Source organism: Acidovorax sp., assembly GCF_021287135.1.
Lineage (GTDB): Bacteria > Pseudomonadota > Gammaproteobacteria > Burkholderiales > Burkholderiaceae_C > Acidovorax.
On the sequence record NZ_JAJTBB010000063.1, the window covers coordinates 1 to 13611 of the forward strand.

The following is a 13611-nucleotide window of genomic DNA, read 5'->3' on the forward strand; positions in this document are numbered from 1 at the left end:
CCGTTCAGGTCCACCCGGTGCAGGCGCCGCGCGCCGGCGTCCACCCACTTGCGCGCCATGGCCGCCGGGTCTTCGCCGAAGGTGGTGGATTGGTCCATATCGCCTTGCTTGAGGCGAACGCAGTGGCCGTCTTTGAGGTCAATGGCGGGGATGAGCAGCATGGTGATGGAAGTTCGGGGAAAAAGGGCGAGTCAGGGCTCGGCCCGAACAGGTTGACGGGGGTTCTCAGGGATTCCAGTGCAGAAAATTGCGGTACAGGGCCAGGCCGTGCTCCGCGCTCTTCTCGGGGTGGAACTGGGTCGCAAAAATATTATCGCGTGCAACGGCGGCCGCGAACACACCGCCGTAGTCCGTCTGCCCCGCGCAATGGGCGGGGTCTTGCGGCACGGCATAGAAGCTGTGCACAAAGTAGAAGTAGCTCTGGTCCGGCACGCCCGCCCACACCGGGTGGACCTGTCCGCCGTGGGGCACCTGGTGCACGCGGTTCCAGCCCATCTGCGGCACCTTGTAGCGGCTGCCGTCGGGCTGGGTCTTGCCGGCCAGGTCGAACTTGCGCACCTCGCCGGGGATCAGGCCCAGGCCCGGGGTGTCGCCCTCGGCGCTGTGGTCCAGCAGCATCTGCATGCCCACGCACACGCCGAACATCGGCTTGCGGGCGGCGGCCTCCAGCACGGATGCCTGCAGGCCCGACTCGCGCAGTTCGCGCATGCAGTCGGGCATGGCGCCCTGGCCGGGCAGCACGATGCGCGCGGCGGCGCGCACATCCTCGGGCCGCTGGGTGACCACCACGGTCCAGCCGCTGCCGGCCGCGGCGGCCTGCACGGCCTGGGAAACCGAGCGCAGGTTGCCCATGCCGTAGTCAACGACGGCAACGGTTTTTGCTTGCATATTCATAGCTGCTAGCGCTTGCCAGATAAGCGTTGGAGGCCGATTTGGCTTGAAATTAGGACAAAACCTACAGGGAGCCCTTGGTGGACGGAATGACGCCGGCCGAGCGCGGGTCGCGCTCCAGAGCGGCGCGCAGCGTGCGGCCGAACGCCTTGAAGATGGTCTCGCACTGGTGGTGGGCGTTGAAGCCCTTGAGGTTGTCGATGTGCAACGTCACGCCCGCGTGGTTCACGAAGCCCTGGAAGAACTCGTAGACCAGCTGCGTGTCCAGCTGGCCGATGCTGCCGGCGGTGAACTTCACGTCCATGTGCAGGCCGGGGCGACCCGAGAAGTCGACCACCACGCGCGACAGCGCCTCGTCCAGCGGCACGTAGGCGTGGCCGTAGCGGCGGATGCCTTTTTTGTCGCCCACGGCGCGCGCGAACGCCTGGCCCAGGGTGATGCCCACGTCTTCCACGGTGTGGTGGCCGTCGATGTGCAGGTCGCCTTCGCAGTCGATCGTGAGGTCGATCAGCCCGTGGCGGGCGATCTGGTCCAGCATGTGGTCGAAGAAACCGATGCCGGTGTGCAGCTTGGCCTGGCCGGTGCCGTCGAGGTTGATGCGCACGGTAATGCGCGTCTCGGCGGTGTTGCGACTGACCTCGGCGGTGCGGTCGGCCAGAGGGTCCGGCGCTGCCGAGGAAGGAACGAGTGCGGAGGAGGTCATAAAGAGGCTTGGAGTGCGGCCAGCATCTGCGCGTTGTCTTCGGCGGCGCCCACCGTGAGGCGCAGGCAGTTGGCCAGCAATGGGTGCATTGTAGAAACGTTCTTGATGAGCACCTTGCGGTTTTTCATGCCGTCGTACACCTTGGCGGCGTCCGCCACACGGATCAGCACCATGTTGGCCTCGCTGTCCCAGCATTTTTCAACGCCGGGCATCTGCCGCAGGGCCGCGATCACGGTGGTGCGCTCGGCACGGATTTCCGCGGCCTGGGCAGCGAACACGTCGGCGTGCTCCAGCGCAAACAGCGCGGCTTCGCAGTTGAGCACGCTCACGTTGTAGGGCGGGCGCACCTTGTCGATCTCGCCCACCAGCGCCGCCGGGCCGATGAGGTAGCCCAGGCGCACGCCCGCCAGGCCGAACTTGCTGAGCGTGCGCATGAGCAGCACGTGCGCGTTGCGCGCGGGCTCGGCCCGCATGCGGTCGATCCAGGTGCGGCTGGCGAAGGGCTGGTAGGCCTCGTCCATCACTACCAGGCCGCCTTGCGCGCCCGCGGCGTCGATGATGCGCTGCACGGCGCCCTCGTCCCACAGCGTGGCCGTGGGGTTGTTGGGATAGGCGATGTAGGTGATGGCAGGCTTGTGCTGGTCGATGGCGGCCAGCATGGCGGGTTCATCCAGCGCAAAGTCGGGCGTGAGCGGCACGCCCACGAAATCCAGCCCTTGCAGCTGCGCCGACAGCGGGTACATCACGAAGCCCGGCATGGGTGCCAGCATGGTGGCGCGCTCGCCCGTGCCGGGGCGCGCGCAGGCCAGGGCCAGCAGGGTGATCAGTTCGTCCGAGCCGTTGCCCAGCACGATGCCGCAGCCCTCGGGCATGCCCGCGTACCGGGCCAGGGCCGCCTTCAGGTCGGCAATGCGGTCGCCGGGATAGCGGTTGAGCGCCACCGTCCCCAGGCGCTGGCCCAGCGCGGCCTGCAGGTGCGCGGGCAGGCGGAAGGGGTTTTCCATGGCGTCCATCTTGAGCATGCCGGTGGAGGGCTGCACGACGTAGGAGTGCATCGCGCGCACGTCAGGGCGGATGCGGGCCAGGGCCTGGAGGGGGGACGATGGAGCAGTCATTCGGCAGTGTCCAGTTCTGAAGGTGCAACAAGGAAGGGGTTGATCGGGCGCACGGCGTCCATGGGCTCGCCGTGCGGCAGCGCCTCGGTCAGCAGGTAGCGGCAGCCCTGCTGGTGGGCGGACGAGAGGATGAGCGCGTCCCAGTAGCCCAGGCGGTAGCGGTCCTGCAGGTCCCAGGCGCCGTCCACGGTGTAGGAATCCAGGTGCGGCGGCAGCCACACGCGCAAGCGGCGCACCTGGGCGCGCACCTGCTGGACCACGCGCGGGCCGTCAAAGCGCTGGATGGCCTGGTTGTACAGCTCGTTGAGGACCTGCGAGCTGATGCGACCGCTGCGCGTCTGCCAGCAAAAGCTGATCCATTCGCGGGCGCGCGCCTGCCGGGCGGCATCGCGCTCGTCCACGCTGGCGAGCAGAACCTCGGTGTCGACAAAGATGGGGGCGGTGCTCATGGGGGTGTCAGCGCAGGAACAGGGTGTCGCGCGGAACATACGGGCCGCTGGAGGCGTCCCAGCTCTCAAAGCTCAGCGCCTCGCGCATAGCTTGGGCGTAGGCGTCTTCCTGGCGCATCTTTTCGGCCAGCCATTCGCCCAGCAGGCGCGACACGCTGCTGCCGCGCTTGGCGGCTTCCACGCGCACCCATTCGGCGACGGCGTCGTCCATGGTGACCGTGATGTTCTTCATGGGGCCATGGTACACGAATTTCGTGGTACACGAACTTCGTGTGTCTGCAATTTCGGGAGGCCGCGTTGCCGTAAGGCTACGCCGCCTTGGGCTGCGGGGCCTGCAGCAGCATGTGCGTGGCCATCTCTCCCACGGTGCGCAGGGCCTGCAGGTGGGCGGGGGACCAGTCTCCCCCCACGCCGATGCGCAGGCAGTTGCGGAACCGCCCGCTGGTGCTGAAGACCGTGCCGGGCGCGATGAGGATCTTCTGCTCCAGGCAGGCCTCGTGCAGCAGCACGGCGTCCAGTGCGCGGGGCAGCTCCAGCCACATCAGCAGGCCGCCGGGCGGGTCGCTGACCCGCGTGCCCGGCGGGAAGTGCGATGCGATCACCCGCCGCGCCTCGTCCACGCGCGCCGCCACGGCAGCGCGCAGCTGGCGCATGGCGGCCGCGTGGCCGGCCTGGGTGATGAGGTCGGCCAGCGCCAGCTCCAGCACCGCCGACTGCCCGCCCTCCTGCAGCTCCTTGATGCCGCGCAGCGCCTCGGTCCAGCGCCCGGCCTCCAGCCAGCCCAGGCGCAGGCCAGGGGCCAGCGTCTTCGAAAACGAATCGCACAGCATGACGTGCCCGGTGGTGTCGTACGACTTCACGGTGCGGCGCATGTCGTCGCCCTCGGCCAGGTCGTTGTAGATGGCGTCTTCGATCACGGCCAGCCCGTGGCGCGACGCCATCTGCGCCAAGCGCTTGCGTTCGGCCTGCGGCATGCAGCTGCCCAGCGGGTTGCTCAGCGTGGGCACCACCATCACGGCCTTGACGGGCTGGGTGTCCAGCGCGAGTTGCAGCGCGTCGAGCGACAGCCCGTTGCGCGGGTGGGTCGGAATCTCCAGCGCCTTCAGGTGCAGGCCCTGCAGCACTTCCAGAAACGAGAAGTGCGTGGGCGACTCCAGCGCCACCACGTCGCCCGGCTGCGTGGCGGCGCGCAGGCACAACCCGATGCTGTCCATGCAGCCGCCGGTGATCACGATGTTCTCGGGGTTCAGGCTGCAGCCCAGGCCGACCGCGTAGCGGGCCAGCGCGCGGCGCGCATCCTCGTGCCCCGTCGTGGTGGGATAGGTGCACAGCAGGTGCCGGTGCCGCTGGGCGGCGCGCACCACGGCGCGGCGCACGCGGTCGGGGTTGAACAGCTCGGGGCCCGGCGTGCCGCTGCTGAAGGACACAATGTCCTGCGGCTGGGCGCGCCCCAGGACGCGCTGGCCCAGCCAGTCCACCGACACCTCGCGCGGGCGCCGCAGCGGGCGCGGCGTGCTGGGTTCAGGCAGGCTGACGGGCCGCGCCGCCACAAAGAAGCCCGAGCGCGGGCGCGGGGTGATCAGCCGCGCATCCTCAAGCCAGTGGTAGGCCTGCACCACGGTGGTCTGCGCCACGCCGTGCTGGCGCGCCAGTTCGCGCACCGAGGGCAGTTTCTCCCCGCGTGCCAGGGTGCCGTTGCGGATCAGTTGCGCCAGTTGCTCGGCAATCCGCTGGTACAGCGGGGGCGCATCGTCAAGGGAATTCATGGCGGCATTCTGTACTGGCCGAGCTGGCAGCAACCAGTACAGAGCGGGTGCAGCCCGCACAGTACAGAGGGCCAGTACAGACGCTCTGTACTGGCCCAGTTCCTTCGCCCCTGTCCGTGGCGCTTCGCGCGGCCGCGCCGCACAGTGAGGCCATGAACTCGCTGAACACCGCCACCCCGCCCTCGCCCACCCTGCCCAGCCAGGCCGCCGAACCCCTGAGCCTGCAATGGAACCGCCAGCCGCTGCCACCGCTGCAGGCCGTCCAGGTGCTGGACTTCCGTGCGGGCGACATCGCCCTGCTCGAGGTGGAACACGGCCGCGTCTGGGTGACCTGCGACGGCCTGCTGGAAGACTATTTCCTGGACGCCGGCCAGCGCCTGTCGTTCGCCGGCCCGGTGCGGCTGCGCGTGAGCGCGGAAGGCCGCCGCCCCGCGCGGCTGAACTGGGCCCGGCACCTGGCGGTGCCCGGCGCGGCCTACCCGCCAGCGCCCACAGCCGCACCGCAGGCTCTGGCGGCCGTGCCGCACGCCAGCAGCCCGGTGGGCTGCAGCCTGCCCCCGGGCGCTGCCGGCCCGGTCTGCGCCGTCAGCGCGGCGTGATGCCGGCCTTGAGCCGCATCTCGGCCGCCTGCGCGTGGGCCTGCAGGCCCTCGCCGTAGGCCAGCTCGGCGGCGATGGCGCCCAGCACCTGGGCGCCGGCCTCGCTCACCTCGATGAGGCTGCTGCGCTTCTGGAAGTCGTACACGCCCAGCGGGGACGAGAAGCGCGCCGTGCCGCTGGTCGGCAGCACGTGGTTGGGACCTGCGCAGTAGTCGCCCAGGCTTTCGGAGGTGTAGGCCCCCAGGAAAATTGCCCCGGCGTGGCGCAGGAGCGGCTCCCAGCGGTGCGGGTCGGTGCTGCTCACCTCCAGGTGTTCCGGTGCGATGCGGTTGCTGATGGCGCAGGCCTCTTCCATGTCCCGGGTGAGGATCAGTGCGCCGCGGCCCGTGAGGCTCTTGGCGATGATTTCGGCGCGCGGCATGGTGGGCAGCAGTCGGTCGATGGCGGCCTGCACGGCGTCGAGGTAGGCGGCGTCCGGGCACAGCAGGATGCTCTGGGCCAGCTCATCGTGTTCGGCCTGGCTGAACAGGTCCATGGCCACCCAGTCGGGCGGCGTGGTGCCGTCGGCCAGCACCAGGATTTCGCTGGGGCCCGCGATCATGTCGATGCCCACGGTGCCGAACACGCGCTTCTTGGCGCTGGCCACATAGGCGTTGCCGGGGCCGGTGATCTTGTCCACCTTGGGCACGGTGGCCGTGCCATAGGCCAGCGCGGCCACGGCCTGGGCGCCGCCGATGGTGAAGGCCCGCGTCACGCCCGCCACGTAGGCGGCGGCCAGCACCAGCGCGTTCTTTTCGCCCTTGGGCGTGGGCACCACCATGATGATCTCGCCCACGCCAGCCACATGGGCCGGGATGGCGTTCATCAATACGCTAGACGGGTACGCCGCCTTGCCGCCGGGCACGTAGATGCCCACGCGGTCCAGGGGCGTCACCTTCTGGCCCAGCAGCGTGCCGTCTTCGTCGCGGTAGCTCCAGCTTTCGCCGCTGGCCTTCTTCTGCGCCTCGTGATAGCTGCGCACGCGGGCAGCGGCGGCCTGCAGGGCCTTGCGCTGCGCGGCCGGCAGCGCATCAAACGCGGCCCGGAGTTCCGCCGGGGTCAGCTCCAGCGCGGACAGCCCGGGCGCGCTCAGCCCGTCAAACCGCGCGGTGTACTCCAGCACGGCCGCGTCACCCCGCTGCTGCACATCCGCCAGGATGTCGGCCACGCGCTGCTCGATGGCCGCGTCGGTGTCGGCCGACCAGTGCAGGCGGGCTGCAAAATCAGCCTCGAAAGTGGCCGCAGCGGTGGACAGACGGGCAGGAGTAGCTACCAAATTCATAGTGTCACTCGGTGGGGAGGAGGATCAGTTTTTCTCGGCCGGAATCGCCGACGCAAACGCATCGATGATGCGCCGCAGCGGCGCCTGCTTGAGCTTGAGCGCGGCCTGGTTCACGACGAGGTAGGAGCTGATGTCCATGATGCGCGCGACTTCAACCAGCTGGTTGGCCTTGAGCGTGTTGCCGGTGGAAACCAGGTCCACGATGGCGTCGGCCAGGCCCGTGAGCGGCGCCAGTTCCATGCTGCCATACAGCTTGACCATGTCCACGTGCACGCCCTTGGCCGCGAAGAACTCGCGGGCAATGCTGGTGTACTTCGTGGCCACTTTCAGGCGCGAGCCCTGGCGCACGGCCTGCGCGTAGTCGAAATCACTGCGCACGGCCACGCTCACACGGCACTTGGCGATGCGCAGGTCCAGCGGCTGGTACAGGCCCTGGCCGCCGTGCTCGATCAGGGTGTCCTTGCCCGTCACGCCGATGTCCGCGCCGCCGTACTCCACGTAGGTGGGCACGTCGGTGGCGCGCACCAGCACCACGCGCACGTCGGGGCGGTTGGTCGGCAGGATGAGCTTGCGGGACTTTTCGGGGTCTTCCAGCACCTCGATGCCGGCGGCGGCCAGCAGCGGCAGGGTTTCATCAAAGATGCGGCCCTTGGAAAGGGCCAGGGTGATCATGCTCATAGGATTCCTGAAGTGAGCGCCGCCGGGCCGCCCCAAGGCGCGAAGGCCCCCTCGGGGGGCAGCGACCCAACGCAGTGGCGGAGCGTGGGGGTCATATTCTTTCAATATCGGCGCCAATGCCGCGCAGTTTGGCTTCCATGCAGTCATAGCCGCGGTCCAGGTGGTAGATGCGGTCCACCACGGTTTCGCCGTCGGCCACCAGACCGGCGATGACCAGGCTGGCCGAGGCGCGCAGGTCGGTGGCCATCACGGTGGCGCCGGACAGGCGCGGCACGCCTTCCAGCACGGCGACCTTGCCGTCCACCTGGATCTTCGCGCCCAGGCGCAGCAGCTCGTTGACGTGCATGAAGCGGTTTTCAAAAATCGTCTCGGTCACGGTGGCCGTGCCCTGGGCAATGCAGTTGAGCGCCATGAACTGGGCCTGCATGTCGGTGGGAAAGCCCGGGTACTCCGTGGTGCGGAAGCCCTGGGCCTTGAGCGCTCCACCGCCGGGGCTTTGCACGCGGATGCCGCCGTCCACGGCCTGCACGGTGGCGCCGGCCTCGCGCAGCTTTTCAATCACGGCGTCCAGGTGGTCGGCCCGGCCGTGGCGCAGCAGGACGTCGCCGCCCGTGGCCGCCACGGCGCACAGGAAGGTGCCGGCCTCGATGCGGTCTGCCACCACACGGTGGGTGCAGCCGTGCAGCCGGTCCACGCCCTGGATGCGGATGCGGCTGGTGCCGTGGCCTTCGATCTGCGCACCCATGGCGATCAGCATCTCGGCCAGATCGACGATCTCGGGCTCCTGGGCGGCGTTCTCCAGCACGGTCTCACCCTCGGCCAGGGCGGCGGCCATGAGGAAGTTCTCGGTGCCCGTCACCGTGACCATGTCGGTGGTGATGCGCGCGCCCTTCAGGCGCTTGCGGCCACCCTTCGACAGAGCAGGCAGCTTGGCAAGCATGTAGCCGTGCTCGACCACGATGTCGGCGCCCATCGCGGCCAGGCCCTTGATGTGCTGGTCCACCGGCCGCGAGCCGATGGCGCAGCCGCCCGGCAGCGACACCGTGGCCTCGCCAAAGCGCGCCAGCAGCGGGCCCAGCGCCAGCACCGACGCGCGCATGGTCTTGACCAGCTCGTACGGTGCCTCGGGCGTGCTGAGCGCGCTCGCGTCGATACGCGCCGTGCCGCTGTCGCCCTCGGCGCGCTCGGCCGTCACACCCATGTTGCGGATCAGCTTGAGCATGGTGCTCACGTCCTGCAACCGGGGCACATTGAGCAGCGTCACCGGCTCGGCCGTGAGCAGCGCGGCGCACAACTCCGGCAGGGCGGCGTTCTTGGCGCCAGACACCGGCACCTCGCCCTGCAAGGTGCGGCCGCCGCGGATCAGGAGTTTGTCCATGTCAACAAAAATATGAATAAAAATAGGCTCCAGCCCTTATGCAACAAGCGCTGGCAGCTATAAATAAATGAGTAAAACGCCGCTTACCGGGCCTGCGCCGCCCATTCGGCGGGGGTGAAGGTCTTCATCGACAGCGCATGCACCTCGTCGGTGTGCATCTTGGCGCCCAGCGTGGCGTACACCCGCTGGTGCCGCTGGATGGGGCGCTTGCCCTCGAACTCGGCCGAGACGATGGTGGCGTACCAGTGGCGCCCGTCGCCTTCCAGCGTGATGTGCTCGCAGGGCAGGCCGGCGGCGATGAGGTCTTTGAGTTGGTCAGCGGTCATGGCGGCGGCTCTTTGGATGGGTGGGTCTGCGGGTAGGCGCTGGCGCTGGCGCGGCCCCGGCCGGCGGACACCGCAACGGCGCAAAGCGACTCAGGGGCATGTTCATCAGTTTCTGATCTTGTAGCCCGTGCGCAGCAGGCGGACCGCCAGCGCGCTCACGGCCAGCCAGGCGGTGCCCACGATCGCCAGGCTGAGCCAGGGTGACGTGTCGCTCTGGCCGAAGAAGCCGTAGCGGAAGCCGTCGATCATGTAGAAAAACGGGTTGAGGTGGCTCACCGTCTGCCAGAAGGGCGGCAGCGACTGGATGGAATAGAACACGCCCGAGAGAAACGTCATGGGCACGACCACGAAGTTCTGGAAGGCGGCAAGCTGGTCGAATTTGTCGGCCCAGAGCCCGGCAATCACGCCCAGCGTGGCGAGCAGCGCCGCGCCCAGCAGGGCAAACGCCAGCACCCACGCCGGCGCGGCGAATTCCGGGCGCGCAAAGGCCAGCGTGACCACAAACACGCCCAGGCCCACCACCAGGCCCCGCACGACGGACGAGCCCACATACGCCACGAACCAGGCCCAGTGCGACAGCGGCGTGAGCAGCACGAACACGAGGTTGCCCATGATCTTGCTCTGAATCAGGCTGGAGGAGCTGTTGGCAAAGGCGTTCTGCAGCACGCTCATCATCACCAGCCCCGGCACCAGGAAGGCCGTGTAGCTGATGCGGTCGTACACCTTCACATGGTCTTCCAGCACGTGGCCGAAGATCAGCAGGTACAGCACGGCGGTGAGCACCGGCGCCGCCACGGTCTGGAAACTCACCTTCCAGAAGCGCAGCACTTCCTTGTAGAACAGCGTCTGCCAGCCCGTCATGCCTCGGCCTCCACGCGCGGCGCCACCGTGTCCGCACGCGCGCCCGCGAGGGCGGCCGCGCCCGGCCGGGGCGAAGCCGACGCGGCGACGGCCGGCGTGCCCGACATCACCTGCAGGAACACGTCTTCCAGGTCCGGCCGACGGATCTCCATGTCGTGCACGTCCACGCCCGCCAAGCGCAGCGCGGCCAGGTGGCTTTCGATCTCGGCCGCGTCCCGCGCGGGCAGCTGCACAACGCGGCCGGTCACGCGCGCCGCGGCGGCCAGGCCCTGCGGAAGCGCGGCATCGGTCTTGAACTGCAGCACGCTGCCCGACGCGGACTGCAGCAGCTCGGAGGTCGCATTCAGCGCCACGATCTGTCCGGACTTGAGCATGGCGATGCGGCCGCACAGCGCCTCGGCTTCTTCGAGGTAATGGGTGGTGAGCAGCACCGTATGGCCTTGCTTGTTCAGCCGGGCGACGAAGTGCCACAAGGTCTGGCGCAGTTCCACGTCCACACCGGCGGTGGGTTCGTCCAGCACGATGATGGGCGGCTTGTGCACCAGCGCCTGCGCCACGAGCACGCGGCGCTTCATGCCCCCCGAGAGCTGGCGCATGTTGGCGTTTGCCTTGTCGGCCAGGCCCAGGTTCTCCAGCAGCTCGTCGATCCAGGCGTCGTTGTTCTTCACGCCAAAGTAGCCCGACTGGATGCGCAGCGATTCGCGCACGTTGAAGAACGGGTCGAACACCAGCTCCTGCGGCACCACGCCCAGCTTGCGGCGCGCAGCGGCAAAGTCGGCCTGCACGTCGCTGCCCTGCACGAGCACGCGGCCGCTCGTGGCGCGCGCCAGGCCGGCCAGGATGCTGATGAGAGTGGTCTTGCCCGCGCCATTGGGGCCCAGCAGGCCAAAGAACTCGCCCTCTTCAATATCCAGGCTGACGTTGTTCAGCGCCTGGAAAGGGCCCTTGGGCGTGGCGAAGGTCTTGGAAACGGCTTGGAAGGAGACTGCGGGCATGAAGCCCCCGATTTTACGGCCTGGGCGCGGAACGCGCCGCCAGCCCCCGGAGGGCCTCAGGACGCAGGCGCCAGCAGCGTCCCCACCCCGTACAGCCCCGCCATGCCCCGCAGGGCCGCGGGCAGGCCCTGCACGGCAAAGGTCTTGCCGGCGGCCAGGGCCTCGCGCCGGCATTCCAGCAGCACGGCCAGCGCCGCGGTGTCGAACACGGTCAGCGCGCTCGCGTCCACCACCACCCCGGGCTCGCGCTGCATGCGCAGGCCCTGCAGCAGCATGCGCAGGCACGCCGTGGCCTGGCGGTGGGTCAGTTCAGCGGGAAGGACCAGCATGGTCACGGCGGAAGCAGAAGGTACGGGGGACGGAAGGCACTCAGCCCTTGGCGCCGGCATTGGCCTTGTTGCGGGCCACCAAGGTTTCGATCAAGCCGTCGATGCCCTTGGCGTTGATCTCCTGGGCGAACTGGCCGCGGTAGGTTTCCACCAGCCACACGCCCAGCACGTTCAGGTTGTAGATTTTCCAGCCTGCGCCGTCGCCGGGGGTTTTCTCCAGCCGGTAGTCCAGCTGGATGGGGTCGCCCCGCCCGACAATCTCGGTGCGCACGAGCACGTCCTTGTCTTCGGCCGCCGCACGCAGCGGCTTGACCTGGATGGTCTGGTCGTTGACCTGGGCCAGAGCCCCGGCATAGGTGCGCACGAGCAGCACCTTGAACTCATCCTGCAGGCGCTTTTGCTGCTCGGGCGTAGCCTGGCGCCAGCCCGGACCCACGGCCGCCGCCGTCATGCGGCGGAAGTTGACGTTGGGCATCACCGTCTTGTCGACCAGCGCAATGATCTTGGCCAGGTCGCCGCCCTGGATGGCCTTGTCGCCCTTGACGGAGTTGAGCACTTCGGTAGACAGGCGCTTGATCAGCGCGTCCGGGGCTTCGTCCGCCGCCAGCACGTGCAGCGGCAGGCCCAGGGAGGCCACAGCCGCAGCGCACAGGGCCGCACGGCCCAGGGTACGTCGATTCATCATGTTGTCTTCTCTGCTTTCTCTTTCATGCCGGCGCGGATACGGCGCCAGTGGCCGGCCGGTCCGGCCTGGCGGCATGGGGGTTCGTCCATTCTGCGGCCCTGCAGGGCCGGCCATGCGTCGCGCGGGTTGCGGGTTGCAAGCAAGTGCAACCACTGCGCCGCCCACCAAAGACGCACTGTGCCGATCGCTCAGCGGGGCGGCTCTTCGGGCAGCACGCCATCGTTGCCGCCGGCGCCATCCGCCGCATCGTTGCCGTTCGGCGCCTCGCCCGCCTGGCTGCGCACCTGCAGAAACACGTCGCGCGTGAAGCTGTACTTGTCCAGCGCCGCGCTGTCCAGCACGGAGCCGGCCCGCAGCAGATTGGCGCGGGTGTCCACCACGCGCAGCGCGTACAGCGAATTGCGGGCCGATACCGGGTCCACATAGCTCACCACGTTGCCCTTGAAGTCGACCGGCAGCGCAAAGGTATCGCGCACCGTGGAGGGGCCCAGGATGGGCAGCACCAGGTACGGCCCCGTGCCCATGCCCCAGCGGCCCAGGGTCAGGCCGAAATCCTGCTTGTACCGGTCGATGCCGAGCTCGCTGGCAATGTCCAGCACCCCGCCCAGCCCCATGAAGGTGTTGACGTTGACGCGCATGAACGACGAAGCTGCGGCCTCCATGCGCAACTGCAGCACGTTGTTCACGAAGGACCAGACGTCGCCAATGTTGGCAAAGAAGTTGCTCACCCCCGTGCGCACGGGCGCGGGCGTGATGTCCTGGTAGGCCACGGCCACCGGCCGGAGCACCATGGCGTCCACCTCGTCGTTGAAACGCGTCATGCTCCGGTTGTACGACTCCAGCGGGTCCCGCGGGTCGGGGTTGGCCACGGTGGCGCAGCCCGAGAGCCACGCCGCACCGGCCAGCGCCAGCATGCCCAGGCGGCGCGCGCCGGGCCGCCCCGGCGCCCGTGCGGCGCACTCTGCTGCCAGAGGGGTGTTGTGCGAGTTCTTCATTTCTTGTCACCTGCCCCTGCGGGCTTGCCGCCGTCTTCGGCCTTGCTGTAGAGGAATTGTCCGATCAGGTTTTCCAGCACCACGGCCGACTGGGTCGCCGTGACCATGTCGCCCGCCGCGAGGTTCTTCTCGTCGGCGCCGGCCTCGATCCCGATGTACTGCTCGCCCAGCAGCCCGCTGGTGAGGATCTTGAGCGAGCTGTCCTTGGGGAACGCGTAGCGGCTTTCCATGGCCAGCGTCACGCGGGCCTGAAAGGTCTTGTCGTCGAACGCGATGGATTCCACCCGCCCCACCACCACCCCGGCACTGCGCACGGCGGCCTGGGGCTTGAGGCCGCCAATGTTGTCAAAGCGTGCGGTGATGCGGTAGCCGGACTGGAAGTTCAGGCTCAGCAGATTGGCCGACTGCAGCGCCAGAAACACCAGTGCCGCCGCTCCCAGCATCACGAACAGCCCGACCCACACATCATTTTTGGAGCGTTGCATTGTTTGCTATTCCTCGTCACGCCGGCTCTGCCGGC

The 13611-nt window shown here is 68.6% G+C and carries 18 protein-coding genes; 1 reads left to right on the forward strand and 17 read right to left on the reverse strand.

All coding sequences use genetic code 11. The features are described 5' to 3' along the window. The 7 genes from LWW96_RS14390 to LWW96_RS14420 all read right to left on the reverse strand — a co-directional run. A partial coding sequence (locus tag LWW96_RS14390; RefSeq protein WP_291488194.1) for a HisA/HisF-related TIM barrel protein occupies positions 1-161 on the reverse strand: 161 nt, incomplete at its 3' end. Positions 162-225: 64 nt separating this feature from the next. Continuing rightward, positions 226-894, reverse strand: coding sequence for an imidazole glycerol phosphate synthase subunit HisH (gene hisH / locus LWW96_RS14395; RefSeq protein WP_291488135.1), 669 nt, complete (start codon positions 892-894; stop codon positions 226-228). A gap of 61 nt (positions 895-955) precedes the next feature. Next, positions 956-1594, reverse strand: a complete 639-nt coding sequence (gene hisB, locus LWW96_RS14400) for an imidazoleglycerol-phosphate dehydratase HisB (protein WP_291488137.1) — start codon at positions 1592-1594, stop codon at positions 956-958. Then, entirely contained in the window at positions 1591-2709 is a 1119-nt protein-coding gene (gene hisC / locus LWW96_RS14405; protein ID WP_291488139.1) for a histidinol-phosphate transaminase, read from the reverse strand. The genes hisB and hisC overlap by 4 nt, the downstream gene beginning before the upstream one ends. Then, positions 2706-3158, reverse strand: coding sequence for a PIN domain-containing protein (locus LWW96_RS14410; RefSeq protein ID WP_291488141.1), 453 nt, complete (start codon positions 3156-3158; stop codon positions 2706-2708). Before LWW96_RS14410 ends, hisC begins: the two co-directional genes overlap by 4 nt. A 7-nt stretch (positions 3159-3165) precedes the next feature. Next, positions 3166-3390: a CopG family transcriptional regulator gene (locus LWW96_RS14415; protein WP_291488143.1), complete on the reverse strand. Its 225-nt coding sequence runs from the start codon at positions 3388-3390 to the stop codon at positions 3166-3168. A gap of 76 nt (positions 3391-3466) precedes the next feature. Continuing rightward, positions 3467-4924 (reverse strand): PLP-dependent aminotransferase family protein, encoded by a 1458-nt coding sequence (locus LWW96_RS14420; protein WP_291488145.1) that lies wholly within the window; start codon positions 4922-4924, stop codon positions 3467-3469. 152 nt (positions 4925-5076) lie between these two features. Between LWW96_RS14420 and LWW96_RS14425 the strand changes: the two genes are divergently transcribed. Further along, a complete protein-coding gene (locus tag LWW96_RS14425) occupies positions 5077-5523 on the forward strand; it encodes a DUF2917 domain-containing protein (RefSeq protein WP_291488147.1) in 447 nt (148 codons plus the stop codon). Here the strand turns inward: LWW96_RS14425 and hisD are convergent. The 10 genes from hisD to mlaD all read right to left on the reverse strand — a co-directional run bounded on the left by hisD (position 5510) and on the right by mlaD (position 13576). Next, a complete protein-coding gene (hisD, locus tag LWW96_RS14430) occupies positions 5510-6844 on the reverse strand; it encodes a histidinol dehydrogenase (protein ID WP_291488149.1) in 1335 nt (444 codons plus the stop codon). The genes LWW96_RS14425 and hisD overlap by 14 nt on opposite strands. Positions 6845-6868: 24 nt before the next feature. Beyond that, positions 6869-7516 carry an ATP phosphoribosyltransferase gene (hisG, locus tag LWW96_RS14435; RefSeq protein ID WP_291488196.1) on the reverse strand — a complete coding sequence of 216 codons (648 nt, stop codon included), beginning with the start codon at positions 7514-7516 and terminating at the stop codon, positions 6869-6871. Between the two features lie 97 nt (positions 7517-7613). Continuing rightward, positions 7614-8900, reverse strand: coding sequence for a UDP-N-acetylglucosamine 1-carboxyvinyltransferase (gene murA, locus LWW96_RS14440; protein WP_291488151.1), 1287 nt, complete (start codon positions 8898-8900; stop codon positions 7614-7616). Positions 8901-8983: 83 nt separating this feature from the next. Beyond that, positions 8984-9226, reverse strand: a complete 243-nt coding sequence (locus LWW96_RS14445; protein WP_291488153.1) for a BolA family protein — start codon at positions 9224-9226, stop codon at positions 8984-8986. A gap of 105 nt (positions 9227-9331) precedes the next feature. Beyond that, positions 9332-10087 carry an ABC transporter permease gene (locus tag LWW96_RS14450; RefSeq protein WP_291488155.1) on the reverse strand — a complete coding sequence of 252 codons (756 nt, stop codon included), beginning with the start codon at positions 10085-10087 and terminating at the stop codon, positions 9332-9334. Continuing rightward, complete coding sequence (locus LWW96_RS14455) at positions 10084-11082, reverse strand: ABC transporter ATP-binding protein (protein WP_291488157.1); 999 nt, start codon at positions 11080-11082, stop codon at positions 10084-10086. The genes LWW96_RS14450 and LWW96_RS14455 overlap by 4 nt, the downstream gene beginning before the upstream one ends. Positions 11083-11138: 56 nt before the next feature. Beyond that, on the reverse strand, positions 11139-11411 hold the full coding sequence (locus LWW96_RS14460; protein WP_291488159.1) for an STAS domain-containing protein: 273 nt from the start codon (positions 11409-11411) through the stop codon (positions 11139-11141). Between the two features lie 40 nt (positions 11412-11451). Next, positions 11452-12096: an ABC transporter substrate-binding protein gene (locus tag LWW96_RS14465; protein WP_291488161.1), complete on the reverse strand. Its 645-nt coding sequence runs from the start codon at positions 12094-12096 to the stop codon at positions 11452-11454. A gap of 188 nt (positions 12097-12284) precedes the next feature. Continuing rightward, complete coding sequence (locus tag LWW96_RS14470; RefSeq protein ID WP_291488197.1) at positions 12285-13010, reverse strand: VacJ family lipoprotein; 726 nt, start codon at positions 13008-13010, stop codon at positions 12285-12287. A 77-nt stretch (positions 13011-13087) separates the two neighbouring features. Then, positions 13088-13576: an outer membrane lipid asymmetry maintenance protein MlaD gene (mlaD, locus tag LWW96_RS14475; RefSeq protein WP_291488163.1), complete on the reverse strand. Its 489-nt coding sequence runs from the start codon at positions 13574-13576 to the stop codon at positions 13088-13090. Between the last annotated feature and the right edge of the window lie 35 nt (positions 13577-13611).

Excerpts from the sequence above, each read along its gene's own strand:
- hisB (WP_291488137.1), bottom strand. The coding sequence starts at position 1,594 with ATGACCTCCTCCGCACTCGTTCCTTCCTCGGCAGCGCCGGACCCTCTG.
- LWW96_RS14445 (WP_291488153.1), bottom strand. The coding sequence starts at position 9,226 with ATGACCGCTGACCAACTCAAAGACCTCATCGCCGCCGGCCTGCCCTGC.
- LWW96_RS14420 (WP_291488145.1), bottom strand. The coding sequence starts at position 4,924 with ATGAATTCCCTTGACGATGCGCCCCCGCTGTACCAGCGGATTGCCGAG.
- hisC (WP_291488139.1), bottom strand. The coding sequence starts at position 2,709 with ATGACTGCTCCATCGTCCCCCCTCCAGGCCCTGGCCCGCATCCGCCCT.
- hisG (WP_291488196.1), bottom strand. The coding sequence starts at position 7,516 with ATGATCACCCTGGCCCTTTCCAAGGGCCGCATCTTTGATGAAACCCTG.
- hisD (WP_291488149.1), bottom strand. The coding sequence starts at position 6,844 with ATGAATTTGGTAGCTACTCCTGCCCGTCTGTCCACCGCTGCGGCCACT.
- LWW96_RS14425 (WP_291488147.1), top strand. The coding sequence starts at position 5,077 with ATGAACTCGCTGAACACCGCCACCCCGCCCTCGCCCACCCTGCCCAGC.
- murA (WP_291488151.1), bottom strand. The coding sequence starts at position 8,900 with ATGGACAAACTCCTGATCCGCGGCGGCCGCACCTTGCAGGGCGAGGTG.
- LWW96_RS14450 (WP_291488155.1), bottom strand. The coding sequence starts at position 10,087 with ATGACGGGCTGGCAGACGCTGTTCTACAAGGAAGTGCTGCGCTTCTGG.
- LWW96_RS14410 (WP_291488141.1), bottom strand. The coding sequence starts at position 3,158 with ATGAGCACCGCCCCCATCTTTGTCGACACCGAGGTTCTGCTCGCCAGC.
- LWW96_RS14460 (WP_291488159.1), bottom strand. The coding sequence starts at position 11,411 with ATGCTGGTCCTTCCCGCTGAACTGACCCACCGCCAGGCCACGGCGTGC.
- LWW96_RS14415 (WP_291488143.1), bottom strand. The coding sequence starts at position 3,390 with ATGAAGAACATCACGGTCACCATGGACGACGCCGTCGCCGAATGGGTG.
- LWW96_RS14470 (WP_291488197.1), bottom strand. The coding sequence starts at position 13,010 with ATGCTGGCGCTGGCCGGTGCGGCGTGGCTCTCGGGCTGCGCCACCGTG.
- LWW96_RS14455 (WP_291488157.1), bottom strand. The coding sequence starts at position 11,082 with ATGCCCGCAGTCTCCTTCCAAGCCGTTTCCAAGACCTTCGCCACGCCC.
- hisH (WP_291488135.1), bottom strand. The coding sequence starts at position 894 with ATGAATATGCAAGCAAAAACCGTTGCCGTCGTTGACTACGGCATGGGC.
- mlaD (WP_291488163.1), bottom strand. The coding sequence starts at position 13,576 with ATGCAACGCTCCAAAAATGATGTGTGGGTCGGGCTGTTCGTGATGCTG.
- LWW96_RS14465 (WP_291488161.1), bottom strand. The coding sequence starts at position 12,096 with ATGATGAATCGACGTACCCTGGGCCGTGCGGCCCTGTGCGCTGCGGCT.